Source organism: Pseudomonas sp. AC247, from assembly GCF_979258015.1.
The window spans coordinates 2,852,409-2,871,597 of record NZ_OZ409829.1 but is presented as its reverse complement, the minus strand read 5'-3'; the positions used below and the strand labels follow the sequence as shown (position 1 = coordinate 2,871,597).

The following is a 19,189-nucleotide window of genomic DNA, read 5'->3' as shown; positions in this document are numbered from 1 at the left end:
GGCTGCGATCTTTTGATCTTTTACTTCGGATAAAGCGGTGGCAAACCACTGTCGCCCACTGGGTCGTGTACGCGCTCAGCGGTCGGAATCGTGCGGATCGCTCGCCACAAATCTTCACCTTGCCAATGTTGGCCGGTTTCGCTGTACAGCGCGCCGTTGAGCCCGTCGAGGGCATCTGACAACGGCACAAACCGCGCCGCCATGTCCGCCAGGGTTTCCGGCTGCTGACGCGCCCATGCATCCAGCGCCTGCCGTGTCGCTTGCGGGTCGTTGGCCTGGCTTGCGCGTTTGATGTCGTCCATCAAGGTGCGCGGGCTCGGGCCGGTTTGGGCGGCGCGATGCACCGCCGGTTGCCAGCGCGCGCGCCACCACAGGCCGAAGCCGAGCAGGGTGGTGCAGGCGAGAATCAGTGTGCTCAACTTCCACCACCACAACACATCGTTATCGACGACACTCGGTTGCAGCGTACCGGCCGGGGTGTCGACCTGCAGGCTCGGGTTGTTCGCCACTTGCAGCGTGCGCGCCGGCAGGCTGCTGTGTTCCAGGTGATCTTCGAAGGTGTTCCACCACACCACGTCCACCGTCGGCAGGTCGATTGCACCGCTGCGGCTCGGCACCAGCGCTTCGCGTTCTTCGCGGCTGCCGACCAGCCCGCGGTCGGTGCTTTGATTGCTCAGCACCGGTTGATCGGGGTAGCGGCGCAAACCGTTGACGTCGGTGGCGGGCAGCGCCGGCAGTTGCGAGCTGGCCAGGCCTTCGACTTTCAGGGTCAGGCTGCGGGTCAACGAGTCGCCGATCTGCGTGTGTTCCGGTTCAGGGTTCCAGCTCTCGCTCAAACTCAGGCTGCGCGCCGGCAGCCAAGGGGCATCGACCGGATAAGTGAGCGGCTTGGGTTTGACCGTCAACGGGATCGCCGAGGAACTGACGCGCATCAGTTTGCCCGGCTTCGGCCCCTGCGCATTGTTGTCTTGTGCGGGCTGCGTATCGACCAGCGTGGCGCTGAACGTTTGCGGGGTAATCGTCAGCAAACCACTGTGCTGCGGGTAGATCGCATAGCGCATTTCGATCACGCCATGGCGCACGCCGTTGAGGTCTTTTTCGTAGGTGCGCGTATCGCCCAGTTGCTCGATGCGCGCATCGGCGATCTGCAACGGGGTCAGGCTGCTGTCGTCGTACAGCGACACCGAATGGTAGATGCGCAACGTCAGGATCGCCTGGGCCTGCACGTAGACGCTGGACTGGTCGAGGCTGGCTTCGATGAACACCGGATCGAGGCTGTTCTTGTCTTCGCGGGTATCGCTTTCAACCACTTGCACGGTGATCGGCTGGCTCTGCACGTCGCCCATCTGCAACGGCGGAATGACCACGCTGCCGTTCTCTTTCGGCAACAGCGTGATGATCCAGCGCGTGGTCGCGCGGTTGTCGCCATTGAGGGTGTTGAGCTGGTTGACCTGGCGCGTGCCACGCACTTCGAACAGCGGCTCCAGCGGTGTCAGGTCAGGTTTGCCGAACTGGGTGACGTCGCTGGTTTCGAGGGTGAGCTCGACCGTCTCGCCGGAGTTCAGGCGACTGCGATCCACACTGGCGGTCAGCTCGGCGCCATCAGCGATGGCCGAGCAAATCAGCAGGGGCAGCAAGAGAGCGGTGAAGCGGGTCATCGAGTGTTTTCCTGATCCTGATGTTGTTGCTGTTCGTACCAGAATTTGCGTCGCAGCAGTTCGCCCGGATCGTCCGGGATCTTGCCCAGCCATTGTTCCAGTGCCTGACGCTGCTCGCCGTCGAGGTTGTTCTCGCTTGGGCGCAGGGTCGGCACGGTGTCCGTCTGTTCTTCCTCATCGCTGCCCGGTATTTCATTGGGGCCGGGCTGCGGCGGTGTGGTCGGTGGCGGTTCGCTGGCAGGCTCGGCGGGTTGCGCCTCGCTCGGGCTTTCGCTTTTCACTGCTGGCGGCGGTGCGGTCGCGGGCGGCTCGTCGCCGGGCAAGTTCTGCTCGGTCGGTTTGCGTTCCGGTTCGGCGGGCGGCGGCGTGCGTTTCTGCTTCAGCAGGTTCTCTACCAGCGCCTTGTTGGTCTGCGCCGGGCGCAAATCCGGTTGCAGCTCCAGGGCCTGTTCATAGGCATCGATCGCCGCTTCCAGCTCACCACTTTTTGCCAGCGCGTTGCCACGATTGTAGTGGGCGCGGGCATCGCTGCCTTCGGCGAAGCGCTGAGCGGCGCCACTGTAGTCGCCGGCCTCGTACAACGCCACCCCTTGCCACTGGTGATCAGCAAAATGTTGCGCCGCTTCGGCGGGGCGTTTCTGCTTGAGCAAGTGCAGGCCCTGTTGATCCGGGCGCAGCCACAAATCTTCGAAGTCGAAAGCGTAGCTCTGCTGCGGCAAGCAGAACAGCAGCGGCAGGCAGAACAACCAGCCACGCCGCCCGGCGCACGCAGCCAGCAACAACAGCGGCAACAGCAGCCAGTAACCCTGATCGGCCCAGGTATCCAGGCGCACGGTCTGGCCATCGTCGCGCAGACTGCGCGGGCCGTTGAGCAGGCCGAGCGCGCCAAGATCCGCCTCGTCGAGGCGGGCAGGGTGGTATTCACCACCGACGCTGTTGAGGAATGCGCTCAGGCCCGGGCTGTCGAGTTGCGGCACACGAATCGCGCCTTGTTCATCCTTGAGGAAGCTGCCGTCCTCCTGGGCAATCGGCGCACCTTCAGCGGTGCCGACACCGAGCATCAGCAGTTGCGCCGATTCACCGCTGAGCGCACGACGAATGCCTTGGCGTTCCTCTTCGTTCAAGGAAGAGCCGATCAGCAGAATCCGTCCCTGACCGAGCGCGCCCTGTTTCAACAACGCCAGCGCTTTGCGCACCGCCAGATCGGCGCGATGACCGCTTTCCGGCATCAGCGACGGTTTCAGCGCATCGAGCAGATTGCGACTGGTGGCCAGATCATCCGACAGTGGCACCAACGTGTGTGCGCTGCCGGCGTAAACGACAATCGCGGTCTGCGCATCGCTGCGTGCTTGTAACAGGTCGAACAGCTTGCGCCGTGCCTGTTCCAGCCGCGTCGGCGGCGAGTCGGTGGCGAGCATTTCCGGGGTCAGCTCCAGCACCACCACCAACGGGTCGGCGGGTTTCTGGCTGGTCTGTTCGACGCGCTCCCAACTCGGCCCGAGCAGCGCCAGAATCGTCAGCAGCCACGCCACGCCAAGGGCGATCCACGGCAGTTTGCTGTCGCGCCCGCTGCCACCGCTGAGCAGGGTGGCGTGGAACGCTGGCGGCAGGATCATCTGCCAGCGCCCGGCACGTTTCTGCCGGTGCCAGAGCTGCCAGATCAGCCAGCCGAGCAGCGGCAATAACAGCAACCACCAAGGGCGGAACCAGTGCGGCCAGAGCGCGATCATCGGCGCCTCCGCAGACGCAGGCGCTTGAGGCGCTCGCGCCAGTCAGGCAGCGGACTTTGCAGATACAGCTCCTTGGTGAACAGGCGTTGCAGCGGGTTATCCGGCCACAATTCGCGGGCGACCAGCAATAGGCTCAACCACAACGCGAGCGCCAGCGGCCAGTGATACAAGGCTTGCGCCGGACGCGCCTGGGTCGGTTGTTGAGTCACCGGTTCGAGCTGGTCGAGGGTGTCCTTGATCGCTTGCAGCTCTTTGCCGTCGTGCGCGCGGAAGTATTGCCCGCCGGTGACTTCGGCGATGGCCTTGAGCGCCGGTTCGTCGAGGTCCAGGCTCGGATTGACGCCGAGCAGACCGGTCGAACCGCTGTCCTCGGGATTGGCGCCGATGCCGATCGGATAGATTTTCACGCCTTCGCTGGCTGCCAGTTTCGCGGCCGTCAGCGGATCGATCTCGCCGCCATTGTTGGCGCCGTCGGTGACCAGAATCAGTACGCGGCTTTGCGCCGGGCGCATGCGCAGGCGTTTCAGCGCCAGACCGATGGCGTCGCCGATGGCGGTGTTCTTGCCGGCGATGCCGATTCGCGCCTCGTCGAGCCAGACGCGCACGGTGTGGCGATCAAACGTCAGCGGCGCTTGCAGGTACGCCTGACTGCCGAAGAGGATCAAGCCAACGCGGTCGCCGTCGCGGCTTTCCAGGAAGTCGCCGAGCAAATGCTGAACCAGCGAAAGACGGCTGACGTCTTCGTCCTGCCACTGCATGTCGGGGAAATCCATGGAGCCGGACACGTCCACCGCCACCAGCAGATCACGGCCGCTGGCGGCAATCGGCAACGGTTCGCCGAGCCATTGCGGGCGGGCGGCGGCGGTCAACAGCAACAGCCACAGGAGCATGAAAGGCGCCTGTTGGCGCCACGCTGGCAGGTTGGCACGGGCGCGACGGCGGGCGAGGCCTTCGAGGTCGGACAGAAAGCTGACTTTCAGCGCCGGTTCGCCGCTGTCGGCCACCGGCAATACGAGGCGCATCAACCACGGCAGCGGCAACAGCGCAAAGATCCACGGCCAGGCGAACTCAAACATGTTTGCGAATCCACGTGTCGACGGCTTGGGTCAGGCCGGCGATGGCCTTGTCGTCGAGTTTGCATTCCGGTTTGTACGCGCCTTCGACCAGCACCATCCAGCGCGTCAGGCCCGCCGCCGGGCAGCGGTTATCAAGGAACGCCAGCCATTTACGCCCGTTGAGGGTGTGGCTCTGGCTGTACGGATAATGGTTGCGGCACAGGCGTTTGAGCAGGCCGTTGAGTTGTTGCAGCCAGGCGCCAGCCGGGGCGCCGTCGTAGGGCTTGGGCATCTGCGCCAGTTCGGCGAGGGCGGCAATGCGCACCGGGTCGAGCGGCTGTTCGGCACGTACGATCGGGCGTTTCTTCATGGGAATGAAACGGCGCAGCTTCCAAGCGGCGAAACCGAGCAGCGGCAGCAACAGAAGCAGCAGCCACCAGCCCGGCGCCGGTGGCCAGAAGGCAATCGGTGGCGGCGAGATCAGCGGTTGCAGTTGTTCGAGGCCGTTCATCGACCTTTCCCCGGACGCTGCGGATTGAGGAACTCGCGCATCTGCTCGACCATTTCACTTTGCGTGCTCAGCGGCATCAGCAACACCCGCAACTTTTGCGCGAGCAGTTCCCAGCGGGCGATGCGTGCTTCGGCTTGGGCGCGATAAGTCTGGCGCAGGTCGAAATTCAGCGTGTCGAGTTCCAGTTGTGCGCCGCGCTCGGCAAACCTCAGCAGGCCGGCGGCGGGGAGGGCGTGATCCAGCGGATCAGAGATGGGCAGCATCAGCAGATCGCAATGGCGCGCCAGCAGGCTCAGCTGTTGTTCGGCGCTGTCGGACAACGCGCGTTCATCGCAGATCACGATGGCCAGGCTGCCGGGCCGCAGCACTTCGCGGGCGCGGCGCAGGGCTACGCCGAAGGCATCGCGATCTGGCTCACGCTCGGTGTGCAGCGACTGATTGACCTTCACCAGACGGTTGAGCAGTTGCAGCAGGCTTTGCTTGCTGCGTCGTGGCTTGATTTCGTAATGCTCGTTGTCACCGAATACCAGTCCGCCGACCCGATCGTTGTGGCCAAGCGCGGCCCAGCCGATCAGCGCCGCCGCTTGCGCCGCCAGTACCGATTTGAACATCAGCCCGGAACCGAAAAACAGCCGCGTGCTTTGCTCGACCATGATGAAAATCGGCCGTTCGCGTTCTTCATGGAACAGCTTGGTGTGCGGCTCTTGCGTGCGCGCCGTCACGCGCCAGTCGATGGTGCGCACGTCGTCGCCGGCCTGATACACCCGCACCTGATCAAAGTCGACGCCGCGACCACGGAATTTCGAGTGATGCAGGCCGATCAGCGGGCTGCGCTGGCTCGGCGTGGAAAACAGCTGCACTTCGCGCACCCGGTGGCGCATCTCGATCAGCTCGGCGAGGCTGACGCGGATGCCCGGTTCGGACGGCAGGGGGGCGTTCATAGGGGTCAAGCGACGGCTACGACGTCGAGAATCCGCTGCACCACCCGATCCTGATCGATGCCGGCGGCTTCGGCTTCAAACGACAAAATGATGCGGTGACGCAACACGTCGAACAGCACCGCTTGAATGTCTTCCGGGCTGACGAAGTCGCGACCGGCCAGCCAGGCGTGGGCGCGGGCGCAGCGGTCGAGGGCGATGGAACCGCGCGGGCTGGCGCCATAGGCGATCCACTCGGCCATTTCCGGGTCGAACTTGGCCGGCGTACGGGTGGCCATGACCAGTTGCACGAGGTATTCCTCCACGGCGTCGGCCATGTACAAACCAAGGATTTCCTTGCGTGCAGCGAAGATCGCCTGCTGGCTGACCCGGCGCTCGGGTTTGGTCTCACCGTTCAGCGCTTCGCCACGGGCCTGCTGGAGGATGCGCCGTTCGACGGCGGCATCCGGGAAACCGATTTTCACGTGCATCAGGAAACGGTCGAGCTGCGCTTCTGGCAACGGATACGTGCCTTCCTGCTCGATCGGGTTCTGTGTGGCCATGACCAGGAAGAGAGGCGACAGCTCGTAGGTGCTGCGGCCGACACTGACCTGACGCTCGGCCATGGCTTCGAGCAGCGCCGATTGCACCTTGGCCGGCGCGCGGTTGATTTCGTCCGCCAGCACCAGGTTGTGGAAGATCGGCCCTTGCTGGAACACGAAACTGCCGGTTTCCGGGCGATAGATCTCGGTGCCGGTGATATCGGCCGGCAGCAGGTCCGGGGTGAACTGGATGCGATGGAACTGGGCCTCGATGCCCTCGGCGAGTTCTTTGATCGCTTTGGTCTTGGCCAGACCCGGAGCGCCCTCGACCAGCATATGGCCGTCGGCGAGCAGGGCGATGAGCAAACGCTCGATGAGTTTTTCCTGGCCGAGAATCTGCGTTGAAAGAAAGGTTCGCAGCGCCAATAGCGCTTCACGATGTTCCATCGGTGACTGTTCCTGGAAAGGGATGGCCACGGGCGTTCGGATAACGCCGGGGCTGGGGGCGTTACTTTAATCCATCGCGGGGGGTGGCGACTAACGGCATTTTGTAGAAAAGGGCAAAAGATCGCAGCCTTCGGCAGCTCCTACAGGTGATTGCATTCCAATGTAGGAGCTGCCGCAGGCTGCGATCTTTTGGCTGTCTGTGAAGGCCTCATCGCTGGCAAGCCAGCTCCCACAGGGACCGATGTGTTGCATAGATCGCGTTCACACCGCTGATACCTGTGGGAGCTGGCTTGCCAGCGATGGGGCCAGTTCGAGCGCAATCAAACTTCGTTAATGAAGGTACCCGTCCCATCAAGGATGTTCTTCAGGGTCTCGACAACCTCATCCATGTCCACCATGTCCGGATTGAAGCTGATCTCCAGCACATCATCCCCATTCAACGCATCAGCATCCGCCGCCGCGATCTCGATCTTCAGCAGCGTCGAAGTCAACGTGACTTTCACCCCGTCGAGCGTCGAAGGCTCGCCATCCAGGGTGATCTCCAGCTCATCCTCATCCGGGTAGCGGCTCATCAGGAACATGTCGCCCTTGTCGCTGTGGCAGCACAGCATGGCCATGTTGTCTTCTTCGTCGTCGCACGGGTTGACGATCAGTAGGGCGGTGGTCATTTGCATGGTCAATTCCTGCCTCAAGGGGCGTATCGGTCGCTAATGGGCGCGATTCTGCCAGTCCTCGGGAATTTCTGCATGTGAGAGTGTCAGAGGATGTGTCGTGAACGCGACGTGGGTCAATGGTCATTTCTGGCACGCATGTACCGTAAAAACGGGGATTCAGACCAGCGTTTTGCGCCACGAGTGCTAGTGTTTACCGGTGCGAAAGCCTTGGTTTACGTGCCGATGACCGAATATGTCGCAGCACCGCAAGCAGACACATTGTCGCACCCATTAAGCTGCGCAACGGATGAGCACCCGTAAAGGCATTGCCGGCACCGTCGGCAGTCGCTTTTGCAGATGCCCATTCAATGGAAGGTGAATGTGACCTGAGTGTCTCGTCCAGCTTCACCCACCTGTCCCCCTGTTTCCTCTGCCCGAGAATCAGGAACAGGGCGACACAAGCCCCGAAAGGGGTGTTGCACGCGACGCTTTCCATCAATAACAAGCTTAAGCGGAGTACCACAGATGGCGTTCTTCACCGCAGCCAGCAAAGCCGACTTCCAGCACCAACTGCAAGCGGCACTGGCGCAGCACATCAGTGAACAGGCACTGCCACAAGTGGCGCTGTTCGCTGAACAATTCTTCGGCATCATTTCTCTGGACGAGCTGACTCAACGTCGCCTCTCCGACCTCGCTGGCTGTACTCTTTCTGCGTGGCGCCTGCTTGAGCGCTTCGATCACGCGCAACCGCAAGTGCGCGTCTACAACCCCGATTACGAGCGTCATGGCTGGCAGTCGACCCACACCGCGGTCGAAGTCCTGCACCATGACCTGCCATTCCTCGTCGACTCGGTTCGTACCGAACTGAACCGTCGCGGCTACAGCATCCATACCCTGCAAACCACCGTGCTCAGCGTGCGTCGTGGCAGCAAGGGCGAGTTGCTGGAAATCCTGCCGAAGGGCAGTACCGGCGAAGGCGTTCTGCACGAATCGCTGATGTACCTGGAAATCGACCGCTGCGCCAACGCGGCCGAACTGAATGTGCTGAGCAAAGAGCTGGAACAGGTTCTCGGTGAAGTCCGCGTTGCGGTCGCCGATTTCGAGCCGATGAAAGCCAAGGTGCAGGACATCCTCACCCAGCTCGACAACAGCGCGTTCGCCGTCGATGCCGACGAAAAGAACGAAATCAAAAGCTTCCTGGAATGGCTGGTGGGCAACCACTTCACCTTCCTCGGCTACGAAGAATTCGTGGTCACCGATCAGGCCGATGGCGGCCACATCGAGTACGACCAGAATTCCTTCCTCGGCCTGACCAAACTGCTGCGCACCGGCCTGACCTACGATGACCTGCGCATCGAAGACTACGCGGTGAACTACCTGCGCGAACCGACCCTGCTGTCGTTCGCCAAGGCTGCGCACCCGAGCCGTGTACACCGTCCGGCTTACCCGGACTACGTGTCGATCCGTGAAATCGACGCTGACGGCAAAGTCATCAAGGAACACCGTTTCATGGGCCTGTACACCTCCTCGGTGTATGGCGAGAGCGTGCGGGTTATCCCGTTCATCCGCCGCAAGGTCGAAGAAATCGAAACGCGCTCCGGCTTCCAGTCCAAGGCTCACCTGGGCAAGGAACTGGCGCAGGTGCTTGAAGTATTGCCGCGTGATGACCTGTTCCAGACCCCGGTCGACGAACTCTTCACCACGGTGATGTCGATCGTGCAGATCCAGGAACGCAACAAGATCCGCGTGTTCCTGCGCAAAGACCCGTACGGTCGTTTCTGCTACTGCCTGGCCTACGTGCCGCGCGACATCTACTCCACCGAAGTTCGCCAGAAGATCCAGCAAGTGCTGATGGAACGTCTGAAGGCTTCCGATTGCGAATTCTGGACGTTCTTCTCCGAATCGGTGCTGGCGCGCGTGCAGTTGATCCTGCGTGTCGACCCGAAAAACCGTCTCGACATCGACCCGGTGCTGCTGGAAAAAGAAGTCGTGCAAGCCTGCCGCAGCTGGCAGGACGACTACGCCGCACTGACCGTCGAAAGCTTCGGCGAAGCCCACGGCACCAACGTGCTGGCCGACTTCCCGAAAGGCTTCCCGGCCGGTTACCGCGAGCGTTTCGCAGCGCATTCGGCCGTGGTCGACATGCAGCACCTGCTGAGCCTCAACGAAAAAAATCCGCTGGTGATGAGCTTCTATCAGCCGCTCGGTCAGGTCTCCGGCCAACGCGAGCTGCATTGCAAGCTGTACCACGCCGACACGCCGCTGGCGTTGTCCGACGTCTTGCCGATTCTGGAAAACCTCGGCCTGCGCGTGCTGGGTGAATTCCCGTACCGCCTGCGTCACACCAACGGCCGCGAGTTCTGGATTCACGACTTCGCGTTCACCGCCGCTGAAGGTCTGGACCTCGACATCCAGCAGCTCAACGACACCCTGCAGGACGCCTTCGTCCACATCGTCCGTGGCGAAGCCGAGAACGATGCGTTCAACCGTCTGGTGCTGACCGCCGGCCTGCCTTGGCGCGACGTCGCACTGCTGCGCGCTTACGCCCGTTACCTGAAGCAGATTCGTCTGGGCTTCGATCTGGGTTACATCGCCAGCACCCTGAACAACCACACCGACATCGCTCGTGAGCTGACCCGGTTGTTCAAGACCCGCTTCTATCTGGCGCGCAAGCTCAGCGACGACGATCTGGAAGACAAGCAACAGCGTCTGGAACAAGCGATTCTGACCGCACTGGACGACGTTCAGGTGCTCAACGAAGACCGCATCCTGCGTCGTTACCTCGATCTGATCAAAGCCACGCTGCGGACCAACTTCTATCAGACTGATGCCAACGGCCAGAACAAGTCGTACTTCAGCTTCAAGTTCAACCCACACGCGATCCCTGAACTGCCGAAGCCAGTGCCGAAGTTCGAAATCTTCGTCTACTCGCCACGCGTTGAAGGCGTGCACCTGCGCTTCGGTAACGTCGCTCGTGGTGGTCTGCGCTGGTCCGACCGTGAAGAAGACTTCCGTACCGAAGTCCTCGGCTTGGTTAAAGCTCAACAAGTGAAGAACTCGGTCATCGTGCCAGTGGGCGCGAAGGGCGGCTTCCTGCCGCGTCGCCTGCCACTGGGCGGCAGCCGTGACGAGATCGCGGCCGAGGGCATCGCCTGCTACCGCATCTTCATTTCTGGTCTGTTGGACATCACCGACAACCTGAAAGACGGCGCGCTGGTGCCGCCATTGAACGTGGTTCGCCACGACGATGACGACCCGTACCTGGTAGTGGCAGCGGACAAGGGCACTGCGACCTTCTCCGACATCGCCAACGGCATTGCCATCGACTACGGCTTCTGGCTGGGTGACGCGTTTGCGTCCGGTGGTTCGGCCGGTTACGACCACAAGAAAATGGGCATTACCGCCAAAGGCGCGTGGGTCGGCGTACAACGTCACTTCCGCGAGCGCGGCATCAATGTTCAGGAAGACAGCATCACTGTTGTCGGCGTCGGCGACATGGCCGGTGACGTGTTCGGTAACGGCCTGTTGATGTCCGACAAGCTGCAACTGGTCGCGGCCTTCAACCACCTGCACATCTTCATCGATCCAAACCCGAACCCGGCGACCAGCTTCGTCGAGCGTCAGCGCATGTTCGACCTGCCGCGTTCGGCCTGGACCGACTACGACACCAGCATCATGTCCGAAGGTGGCGGTATCTTCTCGCGCAGCGCGAAGAGCATCGCAATCTCCCCGCAGATGCAGGAACGCTTCGACATCAAGGCTGACAAGCTGACCCCGACCGAACTGCTGAACGCCTTGCTCAAGGCGCCGGTGGATCTGCTGTGGAACGGCGGTATCGGTACTTACGTCAAGGCCAGCACTGAAAGCCACGCCGATGTCGGCGACAAGGCCAACGATGCACTACGCGTGAACGGTAACGAGCTGCGCTGCAAAGTGGTGGGCGAGGGCGGTAACCTCGGCATGACCCAACTGGGTCGTGTGGAGTTCGGTCTGAATGGCGGTGGTTCCAACACCGACTTCATCGACAACGCCGGTGGTGTGGACTGTTCCGACCACGAAGTAAACATCAAGATCCTGCTGAACGAAGTGGTTCAGGCCGGTGACATGACCGACAAGCAACGCAACCAGTTGCTGGCGAGCATGACCGACGAAGTCGGCAATCTGGTGCTGGGCAACAACTACAAGCAGACTCAGGCGCTGTCGCTGGCGGCGCGTCGTGCTTATGCGCGCATCGCTGAGTACAAGCGTCTGATGGGCGATCTGGAAGGCCGTGGCAAGCTGGACCGTGCCATCGAGTTCCTGCCGACCGAAGAGCAGATCAACGAGCGTATTGCCGAAGGCCACGGTCTGACCCGTCCTGAGCTGTCGGTGCTGATCTCGTACAGCAAAATCGATCTCAAAGAGCAGCTGTTGGGCTCGCTGGTGCCGGACGACGATTACCTGACCCGCGACATGGAAACGGCGTTCCCGCCGACGCTGGTCAGCAAGTTCTCCGAAGCCATGCGTCGTCACCGTCTGAAGCGCGAGATCGTCAGCACCCAGATCGCCAACGACCTGGTCAACCACATGGGCATCACCTTCGTTCAGCGACTCAAAGAGTCGACCGGCATGAGCCCGGCGAACGTGGCCGGCGCTTATGTGATCGTGCGCGACATCTTCCACCTCCCGCACTGGTTCCGTCAGATCGAAGCGCTGGATTATCAGGTTTCCGCTGACGTTCAGCTGGAGCTGATGGACGAGCTGATGCGTCTGGGCCGCCGCGCCACGCGCTGGTTCCTGCGTGCCCGTCGCAACGAGCAGAACGCTGCCCGTGACGTCGCGCATTTCGGTCCGCACCTGAAAGAGCTGGGCCTGAAACTCGACGAACTGCTGAGCGGCGAAATCCGTGAAAACTGGCAGTCTCGCTATCAGGCGTACGTCGAAGCCGGTGTGCCGGAATTGCTGGCGCGTATGGTGGCGGGCACCTCGCACCTGTACACCTTGCTGCCGATCATCGAAGCGTCCGACGTGACTGGCCAGAACCCTGCCGAAGTGGCGAAAGCCTACTTCGCCGTGGGCAGCGCGCTGGACATCACCTGGTACCTGCAACAGATCAGCGCACTGCCGGTTGAAAACAACTGGCAAGCCCTGGCCCGTGAAGCGTTCCGTGACGACGTCGACTGGCAACAACGTGCGATCACCATCTCCGTCCTGCAACAGGGCGACGGCACTCAGGACGTGGAAACACGCCTGGCGCTGTGGATGGAACAGCACGAAAGCATGATCTCGCGCTGGCGCGCCATGCTGGTGGAAATCCGCGCTGCGAGCGGCACGGACTACGCCATGTATGCAGTGGCCAACCGTGAACTGCTGGATCTGGCGTTGAGTGGGCAAGCGGTAGTGCCTGCGGTTGCTGCGAATGCCGAGCTTGAACTGGCGTAAGTAGTGGCTGAATGAAAAAGCCCCGGTGTCGAGAGATGCCGGGGCTTTTTTATACCTGAAAGCTGTCCAGTTCAGGTGCTAAGGAGCGATGCGTTGGTTCAAGCAATAAAGCGCAGCAGCTTCGGACGCTTAAGATTCTCAGTAAATGCCGTGGTGCCGATGACCACAACTCGCCCGAGCGTATCAACGGAGATGGCTTCCCCTTGAGACGCTTTCGCTCGTGTCCAGCCGATTCGCGGGGCAAATGAGGTGTCAGGACTTCCATTCGGCAAGTACCGTGCAATCGCGATGGCGTTGAGGTCGTCGAAGTTGGTCATTGAATCGCTAACGGTTAACACACGGTTTTCGGTATCTACTGCGCCGCTGTTCCAAACGAAATGTGGTATTGCATCATCGGGTGTCAGTACGGGGGCACCGCTGTTGAAGTTGAGGTCAGTCTCTCCGTTCTCATCCACGCAAATGAGCAACCCTTTTTTCGACTCCGAGTCAAAGCTGCCAATGCCAATCACCCTTTTTTTATCGATGGCCACTAATTTGAAGAGACGGCTGAACGCTTTCAAAGAGGTGAGAAAGTAAAAGCCGTTTTTTGCATAGTTTGTGTCCAGCTCGCCTGTCATATGGTAGCGAGCCATCATCCCGAAATGCTTTCCGTTGACCCGGGCAATGCCACCCACCAGAATAAAATCCGGGTCGGTCTGCAACAGGCAGTTGGTAGTCAGCTGATATTCCGCGTGCGTGACGTTGATGTAGCCCATGCCATGGTTGAAACCCTCATCCGTGCTGTCATCGCTTTTTAGTCGAATGATGTACCCGTTTGAAACAAACAGAATTCCTCCGTCATTAGTAACGACTGGATGGCTGTTAACGCTGACTGACGCCTGTGCAGACTCATCAGACTGCTGCAGTGTTCGGGCTCCGAGGGGAAGGGCAACAATGACTTTGCCTTCATTGCCAAACTCCCTTACGTATCTGCCGTTCGAGTCAAACAGGGCGAAAGCGGGGAGGTACCCCATTTTGCCTGTGTAGCCGCCGCTGAGCAGAATTCTTCCGGTGCCAGGCATGACTGAAACACTGGTCGCAGACGAAGCATAACCTTCGGCAAATTCATCTTTGAGCTGGCTTTCATCCGCGAAAGTCAGATCAGGTTCGCCGTTTGGCCGAATCCTGCCAATGACGAACTTGCGATCGGAGTTGGCGACGTAGACGATATTGTTGTTGGCGTCCGTGTCGACACCCGCACCGACGCCTATTTCGTGGTCTGGCATATTGATGATGAGCTCACCTTTGCCGGCGAAATCAAAGTCGAGATGGGCCGGTATCTTCGGTTCAAGCTGTACGGTAGTCATGACTGAGTCTCGTGTTTGCAATATTCCGATGACTTGAACATTCATTGCAGCCGTTCAAATCGGAGAGGCTCATTAGGAAACTGGCGACCGATGACCGTCTACTGTCAACTCTGACAGTGGACGGCCTGGGTTTCGTATGACTGGGAGAGAATTTGTCGTCAGAACTGGCGCCATCGCGAGCAGGCTCACTCCTACAGGGGGAACGCATTCCAACTGTAGGAGTGAGCCTGCTCGCGATGGCGCCCTTTATCTCAATACAACTTCTGACCTTGCTGACTATCAAGCATCGACACTTTGTCCGCAGGCCGTGCGACTAAATTGTTGAGCGACTGGTCAAACTTCTGCAACGCTCGAACTTGCACATCCTGCTGCTGATTAATATCCGCCACGATCTCTTCCGAACGCTTGAAGTCCGCCCACACCGGCGTCAATTCCCGTGCATCCGAACCTTTCGCCGTACCGATATAGTTCAACCGCGCATCATAAAAATCGGCACTGACATCGGCCTTGATATCGGAGCTGCGCGAAGTAATCAGTTGGCTGTGGGTGTCGACGATCGCCACCACATCTGGCCGGGCCGCACGCAGGCTTTGTATGTCCGGATACACCGTCACTGAGCCGAATTGACGCTGTAAGGAGGCGTTGACCCATTCCACCGCCATGTCTGGTTTTGAGCTGGCGACGTAGGCATCGTGGATCGGTTGCACCAGCAGGCTCTGGCCGAAACCGGTGCCGGCGTTGGCCTGGTAGTCGCGCAGGTATTCGCGGTTGGTCTGGGTGCTCGGGCTGTAGACCACGCCCAGGGAAACACCGGGGCCGCTTTTGACCAACGTGGCGCTGCTGCGGCCGGTTGGATGAGGCAGCAACGTATCCAGGGATGAGACTGCTTTCGGGGCGGTAGGGACCGAACAGGCGGACAAGGTTAAAACCGATATCGCCAACACACTGGCAAACGCAAGTTTCATGGTGTTTCTCCCGTGAAACAACATCAGTCGGAAAGTTTTAAGTTGTCGTCAATGACGGCAGTTAATTCAGACTAACCCCGTCAAGCTTTAAGTAACCTGACAATTTGCTGTCTGGTTTGCTGTTGAATAGTTTTATTCGCTGTAACCCGATTCGGTTAATTGCGTCGGGAAATAAAAAGGCGCAAATCGATGATTTGCGCCTTTTTATTTATGGCTGATTAAACATCCATCAGTTTTTCAGCGGAATCAGCACTTGCTCATCCGGCGACAGCACCATGAACACCAGCAACTTCGCCGGCTTGGTTTTGCTGGCGTTTTTCGAGACCAGATGTTCGGAGCCGGCGGGCTCGTACCAGAATTGACCCTTCTTGTAGGTGATCGCCTGTTCGCCCTTCACCTGGGAAATCACCTCGCCGTCGAGTACGTAAGCCATCGCGGTGCCGTCGTGTTTGTGGGCGATGGAGGACTGGCCGGGTTTGTAGTCGACCTCGATCATCATGGCTTTTTTGCCAGGGGCGTTTTTCAGCATCTGGTCCTGGAGGACGGTGACTTTTTCCGAGGGGTCGTGGGCGAAAGCGGCCGAGGCGCAGAGGCTCAAGGCGAGGGCGGCGGCGAAGAAGGGCAGGGTTTTCATGGCGGGTTACCTGTGAGGGTTGGGGGTGCAATCACAGTAGTCCGCAGGGTGGCGCATTCAAACGGCCAATATTCGGGAAGATTGGGTGACCAATTGGAGGTTATTCAGCGTGTTTGAGTATGCCATCGCTGGCAAGCCAGCTCCCACAGGGTTCAGCGTCGTTCGATAATTTAATCAACGACACAAAACCCTGTAGGAGCTGCCGCAGGCTGCGATCTTTTGATCTTGCTCTCAGACGATAGGGAAACTATTGAAATCGACGCTATTGGCCAATCGACTATCGATCAGGTCAATAAACCCTTGCGCCTCGGGCCGGTTGAAATGCGCCTGCATCGCCGCTTCCGACTGCCAGCGCGCACTGACCGTCCAGCGGTGGCTGTCCTCGGGGCAGCGGTCGACCAGGTAGGAATCGCAGCCCGGCGTTTCGCGCAGGGTTTCAACGATCTTCTGCAGTTGCTTGCCCAGTTCATCCGAGCGGCCGGCGGCGGCCTGCACCTGGACCGTATTGATCACTTCGTTGGACATTGCTCACACTCCTGAATCAGGCCGGACGAATCCTGCTCATTGAGGGATAACGCCTGTGCAGGATAGGCCTGCACCCCCTGAACACCAATAACCAATCGGCGGTTAAATCTTTAGGCCAATCATTCAGGCAACTTGTTGCAGGATGTCGCGCAAGCGATCCAGGGCGATATCGATGTCCAGGGTTTCGATGGCGCCGAAGCCGAAGTACAGGCCATTTTTTGGCGGCTGCTGATAATAGAAGCCGTTGATCGAGTACAAACCGACTTCGACTTTTCTCGCCAGCTCGATCACCAGCGCCAGGTCGATCGGCACCTTGCAGAACACCGCCATATGGAACCCGGCGCTGGCCGGCACCGCGTCCAGCCATGGCGACAGATCAGTCGCCATACGCGCGAGAATCCGCTCGCGGCGCTGCGCGTAGATCGCATGACAGCGGCGGATATGTTTGAGCAGACAACCCTCGGCGATGAACTTGGCCAGCGCCCATTGCGGCAGGGTCGAGGCGTGCAGGTCGGTGAGTTGCTTGGCACGGATCACCGCTTCGAGGATCGCCGGCGGCAGAATCGCATAACCCAGGCGCAATTCCGGCAGCAGGGTTTTCGAGAACGTCCCGACGTAGGCGACGATGCCGCGCTGATCGAGATTGAACAGCGAATCGGTCGGCCGGCCTTCGTAGCGGAACTCGCTGTCATAGTCGTCCTCGATGATGATCGCGCCCAACTCATGAGCGCGAGCCAGCAAGGCTTCACGGCGCGCCTGACTCATCGGCATGCCTAGCGGAAACTGGTGCGACGGCGTCACATAGATGAGGCGCGTGCCATCGGGAATGTGCTCAACCTGAATGCCCTCGGCATCCACCGGAATCCCCACCACCTCAGCGCCATGGGTGCCGAACAGCAGGCGCGCCGGCGGATAACCGGGGTCTTCCATCGCCACCAGACTGCCGGGGCGAATCAACACGCGGGTGATCAGGTCCAGCGCCTGTTGCGCCCCGTTGCACACGACGATGTCTTCGTCCTGACAGTTGATCCCACGGGAAAACGCGATGTGCCGGGCAATCGCATTGCGCAGCGCCGGCAGGCCTTCGGCGACACTGTAGAAACCCTTGGACTGGCCCATCTGGCGCATCGCATGGGCGACGCAGCGGCGCCAGTCATCCTGCGGAAACTGGCCCTTACTGGTCGCACCACCGATGAAGTCGTAGCGCAGCGAGCCTTCCAGTGTCGGATGGCGCAGGAACACCGGCAGATTGCGCCAGCTCTCGATCACCTCGGCACTGGCCAGTTCGGTGTGGCTTTGCTTGCGCTGGACCTGCGCCGGGCGCGCGTTGACGTAGGTGCCTTTGCCGATCACCCCGGTGAGGAAGTTTTCGTAGGTCAGTTGCGCGTAGGTGTCGGAAATGGTCTTGCGCGAGATGCCCAGTTGCTCGGCGAGCAGACGGCTGGGCGGTAATTGCGTGCCAGCGGCCAGGCGCCCGGACTCGATGGCACCGCGCAGCTGCTGATACAGCTGACCGGCAAGATCCTTGCGGCCGTTGATCACGACATGAAGTTCCATACCGACGAGGCTCCCGAGCTATTAGGCGTGCCGGCCAGATTACCGCTGAAGCGTGATCCACAACAGTTGCGCACCCCAAAAACCCAAAATTGGCGCAGTCCTCTGTAGGAGCTGCCGAAGGCTGCGATCTTTTGATCTCGCTTTTCAAAAGACCACACCAAAAGATCGCAGCCTTCGGCAGCTCCTACAGGGGGATTGGTGTTTGGCGGGGATTCAGTGGTGTAGCGGTTTTCCGTGCAATTGGGGCTGTAATGCATCGCTGTCGGCGTTTACGGTGAAGTCATTATTCCGTCCACCGAGAACCGCTATGTCCCCGCGCCTGGATTACTACAACGCTTCGCCCAAGGCGATGAAAGCGATGATTGCCATGGAGGCGCTGACCGCCAACCTCAGTATCGAGCAGCCGCTGCTGCAACTGATCCGCATCCGTGCTTCACAACTCAACGGCTGCGCATTCTGCACCGACATGCACTCGGTGGACGCGCGGCGGGCCGGGGAGAGTGATCGGCGCCTGTATGCCATTGCAGTGTGGCGCGACAGCAACTTCTTCAACCCGCGTGAGCGTGCAGCGCTGGCCTGGGCGGAGGCGGTGACGTTGTTGGCGGAAAGCCGCGTGCCTGATGACGTTTATGAACAGGCGCGCGAGCAATTCAGCGAAGGCGAAATGGTCGACCTGACCATGGCCGTCACCACCATCAACAGCTGGAACCGCCTCGCGGTGAGCTTTCGCCAAACGCCTAGCGATTGAAGATCAAAAGATCGCAGCCTTCGGCAGCTCCTACAGGGAACGATCAAAATCCCATGTAGGAGCTGCCGAAGGCTGCGATCTTTTGATTGTGACGTTGCCCTAATTCGCCGGCCGTTGCGGTTTCACCGAGGTGCCAAAGGTATTGCCCATCCGCGTACTGGTCGCCGCCGGTGTCGCCAGCCCAACCTGATTCGGTGGACGCTTATTCACCGGCACATTCAGCGCCTCTTGATTCTTCTCTGCCGCCGCAGCGCCTTCCGGGTTGTTGCCCATCTGCTGGCTCAAACAGTCGTAATTCGGCGCCTTGTAGCCGCCGACTGTCACTTCCACGCAGCCCAACGGCTGCTCGGCATAAGCGCTCGACAGCGCCATCAACAACAGCCCGCCAAGGCTCAATCGCCACAGTGTGTTCATGCTCGCCTCCTGGCCGGCCCGACGGGGCCGCGCTTTGGCTTGAGTCTAGTGCAAGCCGTGCGCAAT

The 19,189-nt window shown here is 60.3% G+C and carries 15 protein-coding genes; 2 read left to right on the top strand and 13 right to left on the bottom strand.

The genetic code is table 11. The features are described 5' to 3' along the window. Window positions 1-20 precede the first annotated feature (20 nt). The 7 genes from ACZZ0B_RS13035 to ACZZ0B_RS13005 form a co-directional block, all read right to left on the bottom strand. Window positions 21-1,658 carry a BatD family protein gene (locus tag ACZZ0B_RS13035; protein WP_463545402.1) on the bottom strand — a complete coding sequence of 546 codons (1,638 nt, stop codon included), beginning with the start codon at window positions 1,656-1,658 and terminating at the stop codon, window positions 21-23. Then, on the bottom strand, window positions 1,655-3,388 hold the full coding sequence (locus ACZZ0B_RS13030; RefSeq protein ID WP_463545401.1) for a vWA domain-containing protein: 1,734 nt from the start codon (window positions 3,386-3,388) through the stop codon (window positions 1,655-1,657). The genes ACZZ0B_RS13035 and ACZZ0B_RS13030 overlap by 4 nt, the downstream gene beginning before the upstream one ends. After that, window positions 3,385-4,464 carry a vWA domain-containing protein gene (locus ACZZ0B_RS13025; RefSeq protein ID WP_463545400.1) on the bottom strand — a complete coding sequence of 360 codons (1,080 nt, stop codon included), beginning with the start codon at window positions 4,462-4,464 and terminating at the stop codon, window positions 3,385-3,387. Before ACZZ0B_RS13025 ends, ACZZ0B_RS13030 begins: the two co-directional genes overlap by 4 nt. Then, complete coding sequence (locus tag ACZZ0B_RS13020; RefSeq protein ID WP_064119837.1) at window positions 4,457-4,954, bottom strand: DUF4381 domain-containing protein; 498 nt, start codon at window positions 4,952-4,954, stop codon at window positions 4,457-4,459. The genes ACZZ0B_RS13025 and ACZZ0B_RS13020 overlap by 8 nt, the downstream gene beginning before the upstream one ends. Next, entirely contained in the window at window positions 4,951-5,895 is a 945-nt protein-coding gene (locus ACZZ0B_RS13015) for a DUF58 domain-containing protein (RefSeq protein WP_008088002.1), read from the bottom strand. The genes ACZZ0B_RS13020 and ACZZ0B_RS13015 overlap by 4 nt, the downstream gene beginning before the upstream one ends. Before the next feature lie 5 nt (window positions 5,896-5,900). Beyond that, window positions 5,901-6,860 carry an AAA family ATPase gene (locus ACZZ0B_RS13010; RefSeq protein WP_003218556.1) on the bottom strand — a complete coding sequence of 320 codons (960 nt, stop codon included), beginning with the start codon at window positions 6,858-6,860 and terminating at the stop codon, window positions 5,901-5,903. A 320-nt stretch (window positions 6,861-7,180) separates the two neighbouring features. Further along, window positions 7,181-7,534, bottom strand: coding sequence for a hypothetical protein (locus ACZZ0B_RS13005; RefSeq protein ID WP_008088001.1), 354 nt, complete (start codon window positions 7,532-7,534; stop codon window positions 7,181-7,183). A 504-nt stretch (window positions 7,535-8,038) separates the two neighbouring features. Here ACZZ0B_RS13005 and ACZZ0B_RS13000 point away from each other — a divergent pair. Next, window positions 8,039-12,934, top strand: coding sequence for an NAD-glutamate dehydrogenase (locus ACZZ0B_RS13000; protein ID WP_008087999.1), 4,896 nt, complete (start codon window positions 8,039-8,041; stop codon window positions 12,932-12,934). Window positions 12,935-13,032: 98 nt separating this feature from the next. Here ACZZ0B_RS13000 and ACZZ0B_RS12995 read toward each other — a convergent pair whose 3' ends face one another. The 5 genes from ACZZ0B_RS12995 to pdxR form a co-directional block, all read right to left on the bottom strand. After that, window positions 13,033-14,280 (bottom strand): hypothetical protein, encoded by a 1,248-nt coding sequence (locus tag ACZZ0B_RS12995; protein WP_463545399.1) that lies wholly within the window; start codon window positions 14,278-14,280, stop codon window positions 13,033-13,035. Between the two features lie 251 nt (window positions 14,281-14,531). Continuing rightward, window positions 14,532-15,245, bottom strand: coding sequence for an ATPase (locus ACZZ0B_RS12990; RefSeq protein WP_463545398.1), 714 nt, complete (start codon window positions 15,243-15,245; stop codon window positions 14,532-14,534). A gap of 229 nt (window positions 15,246-15,474) precedes the next feature. Beyond that, the gene (locus ACZZ0B_RS12985; RefSeq protein WP_463545397.1) at window positions 15,475-15,879 is read right to left on the bottom strand and encodes a cupin domain-containing protein; all 405 of its coding nucleotides are present in this window, start codon (window positions 15,877-15,879) and stop codon (window positions 15,475-15,477) included. 231 nt (window positions 15,880-16,110) lie between these two features. Continuing rightward, window positions 16,111-16,404 (bottom strand): putative quinol monooxygenase, encoded by a 294-nt coding sequence (locus ACZZ0B_RS12980; RefSeq protein ID WP_008087993.1) that lies wholly within the window; start codon window positions 16,402-16,404, stop codon window positions 16,111-16,113. Window positions 16,405-16,527: 123 nt separating this feature from the next. After that, window positions 16,528-17,961, bottom strand: a complete 1,434-nt coding sequence (gene pdxR, locus ACZZ0B_RS12975) for a MocR-like pyridoxine biosynthesis transcription factor PdxR (RefSeq protein ID WP_463545396.1) — start codon at window positions 17,959-17,961, stop codon at window positions 16,528-16,530. Window positions 17,962-18,268: 307 nt separating this feature from the next. Between pdxR and ACZZ0B_RS12970 the strand changes: the two genes are divergently transcribed. Then, on the top strand, window positions 18,269-18,709 hold the full coding sequence (locus ACZZ0B_RS12970; RefSeq protein ID WP_095122853.1) for a carboxymuconolactone decarboxylase family protein: 441 nt from the start codon (window positions 18,269-18,271) through the stop codon (window positions 18,707-18,709). 99 nt (window positions 18,710-18,808) lie between these two features. On the opposite strand, the gene ACZZ0B_RS12965 is transcribed toward ACZZ0B_RS12970, so the two are convergent. Continuing rightward, window positions 18,809-19,123 (bottom strand): hypothetical protein, encoded by a 315-nt coding sequence (locus ACZZ0B_RS12965; RefSeq protein ID WP_008087988.1) that lies wholly within the window; start codon window positions 19,121-19,123, stop codon window positions 18,809-18,811. Window positions 19,124-19,189: the final 66 nt, after the last annotated feature.